Consider the following 682-nt stretch of genomic DNA (forward strand, 5'->3'; position numbering starts at 1 on the left):
GCTGCCCACCTACGCGTTCGAACGCAAGCGGTACTGGATGGACGCCCGCTCGGACGCCGACGTCGCCACCGCGGGGCTGGACCGGGCGGAGCACCCGCTGCTCGGCGCGATCGTCCGGCTCGCGGGCGCCGACGGGATCGTGCTGACCGGCCGGCTGTCGGTGCGGTCACAGCCGTGGCTGGCCGACCATGTGATCTCCGGGTCGGTGCTGCTGCCCGGCACCGCCTTCGTCGAGCTCGCGCTGCGCGCCGGCGACGACGCGGGCGGCGGCGTCCTCGGCGACCTGACCCTGGAGACGCCGCTCGTCCTGCCCGCCGACGGCGGCGGTGTCTCCCTCCAGGCGGTCGTCGGCCCGGCCGATCCGACCGGCCGCAGGTCCGTCGAGGTGTACTCCAGGACCGGCGGCGAGGAGTGGGTCCGGCACGCCAGCGGCGTGCTCGCGCCGTCCAGCCCGACCGCCCCGGACCCGGCCGCGTTCGGGCTGGTGCGGTGGCCTCCGCCGGACGCCGAGCCCGTCGAGATCGACGGCCTGTACGACCAGCAGGCCGCGCAGGGCTACGCCTACGGTCCGGCGTTCCAGAACGTCCGGGCGGTGTGGCGGCGCGGCGGCGAGGTCTTCGCCGAACTCGGCCTGGACGAGCAGGCCGGCCCGCTCGCGGCGAAGTTCGGCCTGCATCCGGCG

General features: G+C 76.4%; 1 protein-coding gene. It reads left to right on the forward strand.

Annotation, left to right across the window (positions count from 1 at the left end; translation table 11 throughout):
• Positions 1 to 682: polyketide synthase dehydratase domain-containing protein (locus ACYVE7_RS35200; protein ID WP_460371020.1), on the forward strand; the 682-nt coding region annotated here is incomplete at both ends.

It is taken from the genome of Actinocorallia lasiicapitis, assembly GCF_054778695.1.